Annotated in this window: 12 protein-coding genes; 11 read left to right on the top strand and 1 reads right to left on the bottom strand. The window is 75.4% G+C overall.

The genetic code is table 11. The features are described from left to right. Positions 1-376: 376 nt before the first annotated feature. From ACFQ11_RS29180 to rpmF, 8 genes are all read left to right on the top strand, one after another. The gene (locus ACFQ11_RS29180) at positions 377-1,375 is read left to right on the top strand and encodes an ABC transporter substrate-binding protein (protein WP_378304403.1); all 999 of its coding nucleotides are present in this window, start codon (positions 377-379) and stop codon (positions 1,373-1,375) included. Positions 1,376-1,395: 20 nt separating this feature from the next. Beyond that, entirely contained in the window at positions 1,396-3,051 is a 1,656-nt protein-coding gene (locus ACFQ11_RS29185; protein WP_378304405.1) for an ABC transporter ATP-binding protein/permease, read from the top strand. Continuing rightward, positions 3,048-4,712, top strand: coding sequence for an ABC transporter ATP-binding protein (locus ACFQ11_RS29190; protein WP_378304407.1), 1,665 nt, complete (start codon positions 3,048-3,050; stop codon positions 4,710-4,712). Before ACFQ11_RS29185 ends, ACFQ11_RS29190 begins: the two co-directional genes overlap by 4 nt. Before the next feature lie 148 nt (positions 4,713-4,860). Continuing rightward, positions 4,861-5,187, top strand: coding sequence for a class I SAM-dependent methyltransferase (locus ACFQ11_RS29195; protein ID WP_378304410.1), 327 nt, complete (start codon positions 4,861-4,863; stop codon positions 5,185-5,187). 57 nt (positions 5,188-5,244) lie between these two features. Next, positions 5,245-5,760 carry a class I SAM-dependent methyltransferase gene (locus tag ACFQ11_RS29200; RefSeq protein ID WP_378304412.1) on the top strand — a complete coding sequence of 172 codons (516 nt, stop codon included), beginning with the start codon at positions 5,245-5,247 and terminating at the stop codon, positions 5,758-5,760. 135 nt (positions 5,761-5,895) lie between these two features. Continuing rightward, a complete protein-coding gene (gene rpmB / locus ACFQ11_RS29205; protein WP_378304414.1) occupies positions 5,896-6,132 on the top strand; it encodes a 50S ribosomal protein L28 in 237 nt (78 codons plus the stop codon). Continuing rightward, the gene (gene rpsN, locus ACFQ11_RS29210) at positions 6,132-6,437 is read left to right on the top strand and encodes a 30S ribosomal protein S14 (RefSeq protein WP_378304416.1); all 306 of its coding nucleotides are present in this window, start codon (positions 6,132-6,134) and stop codon (positions 6,435-6,437) included. Before rpmB ends, rpsN begins: the two co-directional genes overlap by 1 nt. 7 nt (positions 6,438-6,444) lie before the next feature. Beyond that, positions 6,445-6,615: a 50S ribosomal protein L32 gene (gene rpmF / locus ACFQ11_RS29215; RefSeq protein WP_378304419.1), complete on the top strand. Its 171-nt coding sequence runs from the start codon at positions 6,445-6,447 to the stop codon at positions 6,613-6,615. Positions 6,616-6,669: 54 nt separating this feature from the next. Here the strand turns inward: rpmF and ACFQ11_RS29220 are convergent, their stop codons facing one another. Continuing rightward, positions 6,670-7,242, bottom strand: a complete 573-nt coding sequence (locus ACFQ11_RS29220) for a dihydrofolate reductase family protein (protein ID WP_378304421.1) — start codon at positions 7,240-7,242, stop codon at positions 6,670-6,672. A 382-nt stretch (positions 7,243-7,624) separates the two neighbouring features. Between ACFQ11_RS29220 and ACFQ11_RS29225 the strand changes: the two genes are divergently transcribed. From ACFQ11_RS29225 to ACFQ11_RS29235, 3 genes are all read left to right on the top strand, one after another. Then, entirely contained in the window at positions 7,625-7,972 is a 348-nt protein-coding gene (locus tag ACFQ11_RS29225; RefSeq protein WP_378304423.1) for an NADH-quinone oxidoreductase subunit A, read from the top strand. Then, entirely contained in the window at positions 7,963-9,222 is a 1,260-nt protein-coding gene (locus ACFQ11_RS29230) for a hypothetical protein (protein ID WP_378304425.1), read from the top strand. Before ACFQ11_RS29225 ends, ACFQ11_RS29230 begins: the two co-directional genes overlap by 10 nt. Then, positions 9,215-9,672: NADH-quinone oxidoreductase subunit H (locus ACFQ11_RS29235; protein ID WP_378304427.1), on the top strand; the 458-nt coding region annotated here is incomplete at its 3' end. The genes ACFQ11_RS29230 and ACFQ11_RS29235, both read left to right, overlap by 8 nt.

Consider the following 9,672-nt stretch of genomic DNA (forward strand, 5'->3'; position numbering starts at 1 on the left):
GAGAGCCGAGGCCGCGGCGGGAGTCGGCGGGCTGCGAGACCGCCATCCGGCGGCCAGGGCCCCACGGCGTTCGCGTCCTCGCCGGGTGAAACGCGGGCCGATCGGCGTGGCTGCGCCGTGTGAGACGCCAGACCCTAAGGAACTGCCGCCGCCGCAGTAGCTCCCTCTCCGTAGGCCCCAGGGCACCACACCCGACCCCGCTCGGCCGTGCTCCACGGCGTGCACAAAAATGACAACCGTTGTCGTTATCGCTACCATCCGCGGGTGACGTAGTCATCTGACCGATCCGCCCGGGGCGGCGTCCGCGCCCGTCCCGGCGTTCGACCTGCCGCCCCCCGAACTGAGCACGACCCCGCCCACACACGGAGCCGACACCATGCGACGCCCCATCCACGCCCTGGCCACCGTCCTCGCCGGAGCCCTCCTCTTGTCCGGCTGCGGATCCGGCGTCACCACGCCCGGCGGCGCCTCCGCCGCGGGCGCCGTGACCGTTGAGAACTGCGGCCGTGAGGTGACCGTCAGCGGCACCCCCTCCAGGGCCGTCGGCCTGCACCCGGCGCAGACGGAACTGCTGCTGCGCCTCGGCCTGGCGGACCGCCTCGCCGGCCAGGCGCAGACCGCGAACCGGCCGCTGCCCGGCGACGTCGCCCCGCTCGCCGCCGACGTCCCCGTGCTGGGCGACGCCGAGCCGCCGAGCCGGGAGAAGCTTCTCGCGGCACGACCCGACTTCGTCTTCTCCCCGACCACCTACGAGTTCACCGCCGAACAGGGATTCGCGACCATCGAGCAGCTCACCGACGCGGGCGCGAGCGTGTACGTCGCGGCGGGGGGCTGCGCGGACCGCCGGATGAAGGGCTCGGTCGAGGACATCTTCACCGACCTGGGCGCCCTCGGCCGGATCTTCGGCGTCCAGGACGCCGCCACGAAAATGATCAATACCGCGCGGGCCGATCTCGAGGCCGTCGCGGACGCGGTCGCCGGCGTGCGGCCGCGCACGGTCGCCCAGCTGTACGTCGAGGGCGGCACGCTCTCGGCGATCGGTGCGGGCGTCGAGTACGACATCGTCCGCCGGGCCGGCGGGAAGAACGTGTTCGGCCCCGACGACGAGGCGTTCGCGGACTTCTTCGTCGCGCAGATCTCGCCCGAGGAGGTCGCCGCCCGCGAGCCGGAGGCGATCGTGTTCGGCGTCGCCGACGAGGAGCACGAACGCACGACCCGCGAGTACCTCACCCGCACCTTCCCCGACGTGCCCGCGGTCCGCGACGGCCGGCTCATCGCCGTCCCCTCGCCCGACCTGCTGCCCGGCACGCTCGGGAACGTCAATGCCGTGCGGCGGATCGCCACCGGCCTGTACCCCGAGGCCCTCGCCGAGTGATCCACCGCACGCTCCTGCGCATGGCCGCCCGGTCCGCCGGGGGGATCGCGGCGCTCGCGGGCCTGTCCCTGGCCGTGACCGCGCTGTTCGCCGCCCAGGCGTTCCTGGTCGCGCTGATCCTCACCGCGCTGATCCGCGGCGACGGCGAGGCGGCCCTGCGCGGCCTCCTCGCCGTCGCGGGGGTCGCGGCGGTGCGCGCGGCCGCCGTCTGGTGGCGGGAGGTCCTCGCCGCCCGGGTCGGCGGCGCCGCCAAGTCCCGGCTGCGCGACGACCTCGTCGCGCGCGTCACCCGGCTCGGCCCGGCCTGGACGGGACGGGCGCGCACCGGGCAGGTGATCGCGACCGTCGTCGACGGGGTCGAGGGCGTCGAAGCCTACATCTCCCGGTACCTGCCGCAACTGGCGGTCGCCGCCGTCGCGCCGCCCGCGATCGTCGCCGCCGTGGCCGCGGCGCACCCTCCGTCGGCGGCCGTGCTCGCCGTCGCGGTCGCCGCCGCGCTCGTCCTGCCGCGCTTGTGGGACGCCCGGCTGCTGCGCTCGGGACGGCGCCGCTGGGGCCGGTTCGAACGGCTCGCCGCCGACTACCTCGAGATGACCCAGGCGATCCCGCTGCTGCGGATCGCCGGTGCCGGCGGCCGCACCGCGTCGGACCTGCGCGAACGTTCGCGGGCGCTCACCGCCGAGACGATGGCGCAGCTTCGGTTCTCGCTCGCCGAGTCCGGCGTGAGCACGTTCGCCGCGCACGCGGGCATCGCGGGCGCGGTGCTCGCCGCGCTGGCGGCCGCGTCGGCCGGTGACCTGCCGGCCGACCGGGCCCTGCTCGTCCTCCTGCTCTCCCGGGAGTGCTTCCGCCCGGTCGCCGAACTCGGCGGCGCCTGGCACGCCGGGTACCTGGGCCTGGCCGCCGTCGACGGGCTCGAGGAACTCCGCGCGGCCCGCCCGGCCCTCGTTCCGGGAGCCGATCCCGTCCCGGCCGAGCCCGGCCCGGAGATCGAGTTCCGCGGGGTGCGCTTCGGTTACCCGGCGGTGTCCGGCGGCCCGCCCCGCCCGGCCCTGGACGGGCTGTCGTTCCGCGCGCGGGGCGGCGCGACCACGGCGATCGTCGGACCGTCCGGATCGGGCAAGAGCACCATCGCCCGGCTGCTGGAACGGCAGCACGACCCCGACGGCGGCGACGTCCGCATCGGCGGGCGGCCGCTCGCCGCGCTGACTCCGGCCGCGCTCGCGGCGAGCGTCCAGCTCGTCGCGCAGGACCCGTTCCTGTTCTCCGGGACCGTCCGCGCGAACATCGCCATCGCCCGCCCGGACGCCCTGGACGAGCAGGTCCGGGCGGCGGCCCGCGCGGCCGACGCCGACGCGTTCGTCACCCGGCTGCCCGGCGGCTACGACACCGTCCTCGACGAGCACGGCGCGAACCTCTCCGGCGGGCAGCGGCAGCGGATCGCGATCGCCCGGGCCCTGCTCGCCGACCCTGCCGTCCTCGTCCTGGACGAGGCGACGTCGGCGCTCGACGCCGGCACCGAACGCCGCGTGCTCCGCGGGATCCGCGCCCACGCCGCGGGCGCGACCCGCATCGTGATCGCGCACCGCGCGTCCGTCGTGGCGGAGGCCGACGCGGTCGTCCGGATCGACGCCGGCACGGCCGTCGGGCCCTGCGAACGGGAGCCGGTGGCGTGAACGCGGTGGTGCGGCTGCTGCCGATCATCGCCGAGCGGCGCGGGGCGTTCCTGGGCACCGTGCTGGCGAGCCTCGGCGCGCAGCTCGCCGTGCTCGGGCTCGCCCTGCTCCTGGCCCACCTGACGGGCACGGTGTCCGCCGCGGCCGGGGGAGGCCCGCTGGGCGAGCCGGCGCTCTGGGCCGCCGGCCTGGCCGGGCTCGCCGTGACGGCGGCGGCGTGCACGTGGCTGGAGGCGCACTGCTCCCACGACCTGGCCTATTCGCTCATCGGCATGCTGCGCGGGCGGGTGTTCGACGCCCTGCGCCGCAGCGTCCCCGATCGCGCCGACGCCCGCCGCAGCGGGGACCTCGGCGCCGTCGCGATGGCCGACGCCGAGTCCCTCGAATGGCTCTACGCGCACACCGTCGCCCAGACCCTCACGGCGGGGGCCGTGCTCACCGTGACCACGGCCGTCTCGTTGCTGGTGAACCCGGCGCTGCTGCTCGTCTGGGTGCCGCTCCTCGCGGCGGCGGTGGCGATCCCGTGGACGATGTCGGGGATCTCCGCCCGGCAGGCGCGACGGCTGTCCGGCCACCGCGCGGCCCTGCGCGCCGACCTCGTCGAAACCGTGCAGGGGCTGCGGGAACTCGCCGCCGCCGACGCCGTGGGCCGCCGCCGCGCGCACCTGGCGGACGTCGCGCGCGCCGTCGCCGGCGGCGAGGCGCGCCCGGCGTCGCGCATCGGCGCCGAACGGGCGCTCGGCGACCTGACGCTGTCCGCCACGGCGATCGGTGCCCTCGCCGTCACGGCCGCGGGCGTCGGCGAGCTGCCCGCGTCCGCCGTCCCCCTCGCGTTCACCGTCGCGGTCGCCGCGCTCGGCCCGGCCGCGCAGCTCACCGACCTCCTCCGCAACGCCGGCGCGCTGCGGGAGGCGGCCCGGCGGATCGTCGCGGTGCTGGACCGTCCGCAGACCGCCCCGGAACCGGGCGTCCCGTGCCGGGCCGACCCCGACCCGTCCGAGGGGCTGCGCTTCGAGAACGTCGCGTTCCGCTACGCGCCGGAGGAGCCGCCCGTGCTCGACGGCTTCGACCTGCACGTCGCGCCGGGCGAGACCGTCGCGCTCATGGGCCCCTCGGGTTCCGGCAAGAGCACGTCGGCGCGCCTGGCGCTGCGCCTGTGGGACCCCGACACCGGATCGGTGCGGGTCGGCGGCATCGACCTTCGCGACCTGCCCGACGCCCGCCTCCGCGCGCTCGTCGGCGCGGTGCCGCAGGACGCGCGGCTCGTCAGCGGGACGCTCGCCCGCAACATCCGCCTCGCCGCGCCCGACGCGTCCGACGACGCCGTGCGCCGCGCCGCCGCCGACGCGGGCCTGCTGAGCCCCGCCGCCGGGCTGCCGGACGGCCTGGCCACCGTGGTCGGCGACGGCGGTGCGGGCGTCTCGGGCGGGCAGCGGGCCCGGGTGAGCATCGCCCGCGCGCTCCTCACCGACCCCCGCGTCCTGGTCCTCGACGAGCCGACGGCCTCGCTCGACCCCGGCGCCGAGGCCGCGTTCGGTGAGCTGCTCGCCCGTCCGAGCCGCCGGGCGACCCTCGTCATCACCCACCGTCCGGACACGGCCGCGTTCTGCGACCGGATCGTGGAACTCGCTCCGGGCGCGGACGCGCCCCCGGGGGAGTGACGGCGGTCGTGGCGGCGGCACGCGCGATCGCCGGGCGCCGGGCGGCACGCGCCGCCCGCCGATCCGTCGGCGGTCATCGTCCGCATGGACCGGGTCGCGGCCCGGCGATCGTTTCAGGCCGGGCGCCGCACGGCGCACGGTGAGCACGGTGCGAACAGGAGAACAGACGCGATCGTCCCGATCCTCGCAGACGGGCCGGGTCTTCGACGCCGCCGCCCGCGATCACGGCGCGGCCGCGTCGCTGCTGTGGGACCCGCTCGGCGAGGCCTACGTGGAGCGGGTCCGCCCGGCCCCGGGCGAGCGAGTGCTGGACGCGTGCTGCGGCGGCGGCGCCTCGGCGATCGCGGCGGGCCGCGCGGTCGGCGCCACCGGACGGGTGGACGCCGTGGACCTCGCGGAGGGCCTGGTCGAACTGGGGCGGCGACGCGCCGCGGCCGAGCGGCTGGAGCAGGTGCGTTCCATGCCGCCGACGTGACCGAGTGGTCCGCGCCGCGGCCGAGCGGCTGGAGCAGGTGCGTTCCATGCCGCCGACGTGACCGAGTGGTCCGCGCCGCGGCCGTACGACCTGGTCCTGTGCGGGTACGGGATCTTCTTCCTGCCGGACATGGACGCCTCCGCCCGGCGGCTGGCCGGCCTGCTGCGTCCCGGCGGCCGGTTCTCCGTGGCCACCTGGGCCGAGGGGGCGCTGGAGGAGTTCGGCGCCCTGCTGTTCCGCAGCCTGGACGCCGGGCGTCCGGGTGGGGCGTCCGGGCGGGGCGAGCCGCCCGCGCGTCGCGCCGCCCGCCGGATCAATGCGGAGGAGACGCTGGGGGAGTGGGCCGCGGGCCTCGGCCTGCGGGACGTGAGCGTGCACCGGATCGACCGGCGGGTACCGCTCACCCTCGACAACGCCTGGGACCTGGTGCTCGGCAGCGGCTTCCGCGCGATGCTCCTCGATCTCGACGACAAGGCCGTCGACCGGGTGCGCGATCGTTTCCTCGAGAGCCTGGAGGCCGAACGCGTCGACGCGCTCGACGCCTCGTCCCTCGTCGCCGTCGGAACGGTGTGAGGCCCCGGGCGGCGTCCCTTCCACCGCCGAGCCAATGAAAATGATTATCGCTATCATGGTGCGCGTCGGGGGCGGCGAATGCCGAACCCCCTACACGCGGGGCGCGGGCACGCGCCCCGGCCAGAGAGGAGTCCCATGTCCGCCCGCTGTCAGCTGACCGGCGCCGAGCCGTCCTTCGGCAAGAAGGTGTCGCACTCGCACCGGCGCACCCCGCGCCGGTTCGACCCCAACATCCAGAGCAAGCGGTACTGGCTGCCCGGTGAAGGAAGGTACGTGCGGCTGCGGCTGTCCGCCCGTGCGATCAAGACGATCGACAAGATCGGCATCGAGGCGGCCGTCGCGCGCATCCGCGCCCGTGGAGAGAAGGTCTGATGGCGAAGAAGAGCAAGATCGCCGCGAACGAGCGCCGCAAGGAGATCGTGGCCCGCCACGCGGCCCGCCGCGCCGAGCTCAAGCGCCTGATCCGCAGCCCGCACACCGCCGACGAGATCCGCGAGGCCGCCGTCCGGGAACTGCGCCGCCAGCCGCGGGACGCCAGCGCCACCCGGGTCCGCAACCGGGACGCCGTCGACGGCCGCCCGCGCGGGCACCTGCGCAAGTTCGGGCTGTCGCGGGTCCGCTTCCGCGAACTGGCCCACCGCGGCGAACTCCCGGGCGTCACCAAGTCGAGCTGGTAGGAGCACCATGGCCGTCCCCAAGCGGAAGAAGTCCAGGAGCAACACCCGCAAGCGCCGCGCGCAGTGGAAGGCGGCACCCCCGGACTTGGTGCCCATCACGGTCGAAGGCAAGAGGACCCTGGTGCCGCGGAACCTCGTCCGTGCCTACCAGGAGGGCCTGCGCACCGATGTGACGTAGTGCGGGTATCGCGGGGACCGTCCAGCCGCGGTCCCCGCGATGCCTTCGCCCGGTTCAGGAGGCGGTGGCGGGCGACTGTTCCTTGGGCGCGTCGTCGTTGGTGTAGACGAGGTGCACGACGCCGGTGGCCTCGAAGGTCGTCGAGGACATGAGCTTCAAGGGGACGGTCTGGCCGTCGGTGAACAGTTTCGCGCCGCGGCCGACGACGATCGGGTGCACGAGCAGGTGCAACTCGTCGACCAGGCCCTGCTCCAGCATCCAGCGCACCAACGTGGCGCTGCCGGTGGTGCCGAGCCGGGTGTCCGCCTTGAGCTTGGTCAGCTCCGCCGCGACGTCGCCGTTGACGAGCGAGGAGTTCTGCCATGTCGCCTCGGTCAGGGTGTCGGACACCACGTACTTGCGCGCACCGTTCATGGCCTCCGTCATCGGGTCGGCGGGGTCGGCGTCCGGCCAGTAGGAGGCGAACCCCTCGTAGGTGCGCCGGCCGAGGAGGGTCGCCTCGGCCTCGTTCATCAGCGCGCCGACGACGGCGCCCATCTGGTCGTCGAAGTAGGGGAAGTGCCAGGTCTCCGGCGACTCGATCACGCCGTCGAGGGAGATGAAGAGGCTGGACTTGATGAATCCCATAGCGATGCTCCTTCTGATGGTGCCCGGGGCGGCGCCCCGGACGGTCGGTCGACCATAGGTCGAACGCCGCCCCGGCGGATCGACAAACCCTCGACACTTTTTTCTCAACGACCACCGGCCCGTCGGACGACCCCCGCGGCGGGGCGCGTGCCGGTGGCGTTCCGGCGGGTTCGACGCGTACGGGGATCGACGACCATGTCTAGGTGGCGGACCCATCGCCGAGCCGCCGTTTCCCGGGTCCGCACATCGAAGCGGGACGTCCCGCGGTCTTCTGCCGGTACCGATGGCGGACGTGGGGCGAGTAGTCCCCCGCCGGCTGGGTAGTCGCCACGGTGCAAGATCTCCTACCACGCGTAGGACGAAGCCGGACCAGGGACTCCGAATGCAGACTTACCTGGCGGTACTCGCCCTTCTGGGAGTGCTGGGAACGGCGGTCGCGGCCGTCTATGCGTTCTCGGTGGCCTTGGCGCCGCCGGGCACGGTCGCCGCAGGCCCCTTCCTGTCCGGGACACGGCCCCAGGAACACGCCCTGTCCCGCTACCACGTGCGGTGGTACGTGGTGACGATGGTGTTCCTGGCCTTCGACATGGAGATGGTCTTCATGTACCCGTGGGCGGTGGTCGCGGCGTCCGTCGGGGTCAAGGCCGTCGTGGAGATGTTCCTGTTTCTCGGCTTCCTCGTGGTCGGCGTCGTCTACGCGTGGCGCGAGGGGGCGTTCCGGTGGACGTGAGGGCCCGGCTCCTCGGCTTCGCGACGGCACGGCCGCGCGCGTTCGTCGTCACGTCGCCCGGCGCGACCCGGACCCGGCTGCTCGTCGAGGACGGTCTGCGGCGGCGCGGCGGCCGGACGGTCGCGTCCCCGGCGGCGGCGACGACACTCGTCGTGTGCGGCGCCCCGGGCGCGGAGCTGGCGTCGGCGGCGGACGTGACCTGGGACGACATGCCCGGGCCCCGGGCCCGCGTCCGGCTGGCCGACACGGCGTCGGCGGAGGAGGTCGGCGCCGCACTGGACCGGGCGGCCGGCGAACTGGCCGACACGGCGGCCCAGTGGGCCGATGCCGCCGCTCGCCGGGGCTGGTCCCCCGAGGACGAGCAGGACGCCGAGGACGAGCAAGAGGGCGACACCGGCCACGGCACCGACCACGGCACCGGCCACGACACCGGCCACGACACCGGCCACGGCGGCGGCCACGAGCACCACATGGGTTCGCCGATGGGGCTGCCCATGGCCGGACGGGCGGACGACCGTGACGGGCTGAAGCTCGACGTCCTGCACGTTCCGCTCGGTCCGGCCCTCCACGACTGGCCTGCGGGCCTCGTGGTCCACCTGACGTTGCAGGGTGACGTCGTCCAGGCCGCGGAAGCCGGTGCGGCGGACGGCGGGGAGGGCCCGCCGTCCTTCTGGGACGAGCCGTGGCTGCGGGCCGCCGCCGGGCACCGCGTGCCGGCGGGGGAGGCCGAACGGCGCCGGGCCGCCGCGCACCTCGACAGCATCGCCCGGCTGCTCGCGGTGGCCGGTTGGACGAACGCCGCCGACCGGGCCCGGGTTCTGCGCGACGACGCCGTCGCCGGGGCGCCCGGGGACGAGCTGGCGGTGCGGTTCGCCGGCCTCTCGCGCCGCGTCCGGAGGTCGTGGACGCTGCGCTGGATGCTCCGGGACGTGGGCGTCATCGGGCGTGCGACGGCGGATCGGTACGGGCTGAGCGGTCCGTCCGCCCGCCGTCCCGGAGACGTGCTCGCCCGCCTGCGGGGGTGGCTGGACGAGGCCGGTGCGGCGATCGGGCGGGTCGGCGACCGTGAGCCGCTGGGCGGGACGGACGGCCCCCGGGGGCCGATCGAGCGGCGGCCGTCCGCGGCGATGCTGGACCTCCTGCCCGCGCTCCTGGAGGGAGCGGAGTTCTCGGCGGCGCGGCTGATCGTCGCGAGTCTGGATCCGGACCTGGCGCAGCTCGCGGTGCCGGCGGAGGTGGCCGGTGGGTGAGGCGACGCCCGTCTGGGCCGTGGTGGCGCTCCCGCTGCTGCTGGCCGGGCTGACCTATTCGGCCGCCGCGATGGATTCGGTGCTCCGCGCGGGCGCGGGCCCCGCGGCGCCGCTGCGCGAGGGCGTCCGGCTCCTCGTGCAGCAGCGGCGGAGGACGCTCGCGTCCGACGTCCTGCTGGTGCGGACCGGCGTGATCAGCCTTCCGGCGGCGGCGCTTCTCGCCGCGACGGTGATTCCGCTGGGGGAGACGCGCGTGTGGGACCTGCCGGTGGGCATCGTGTGGTTCAACGCGATGGAGGTCGTGGCGTGGGCGTCGCTGTGGCTCACCGGATGGGGCGTCAACTCGGCCTTCTCGCTGGTCGGCGGTTACCGGTTCCTGGCCCAGGGACTGGCGTACGAGCTGCCGCACATGTTCGTCCTGGCCACGGTCGCGCTGGGGGCGGGGTCGCT

The organism is Actinomadura sediminis, assembly GCF_042675525.1.
Lineage (GTDB): Bacteria > Actinomycetota > Actinomycetes > Streptosporangiales > Streptosporangiaceae > Spirillospora > Spirillospora sediminis.

Bases quoted from the DNA above. Each gene is read 5' to 3' on its own strand.
- rpmF (WP_378304419.1), top strand. From the start codon at position 6,445: ATGGCCGTCCCCAAGCGGAAGAAGTCCAGGAGCAACACCCGCAAGCGC.
- rpmB (WP_378304414.1), top strand. From the start codon at position 5,896: ATGTCCGCCCGCTGTCAGCTGACCGGCGCCGAGCCGTCCTTCGGCAAG.
- ACFQ11_RS29180 (WP_378304403.1), top strand. From the start codon at position 377: ATGCGACGCCCCATCCACGCCCTGGCCACCGTCCTCGCCGGAGCCCTC.
- rpsN (WP_378304416.1), top strand. From the start codon at position 6,132: ATGGCGAAGAAGAGCAAGATCGCCGCGAACGAGCGCCGCAAGGAGATC.
- ACFQ11_RS29220 (WP_378304421.1), bottom strand. From the start codon at position 7,242: ATGGGATTCATCAAGTCCAGCCTCTTCATCTCCCTCGACGGCGTGATC.
- ACFQ11_RS29185 (WP_378304405.1), top strand. From the start codon at position 1,396: ATGGCCGCCCGGTCCGCCGGGGGGATCGCGGCGCTCGCGGGCCTGTCC.
- ACFQ11_RS29225 (WP_378304423.1), top strand. From the start codon at position 7,625: ATGCAGACTTACCTGGCGGTACTCGCCCTTCTGGGAGTGCTGGGAACG.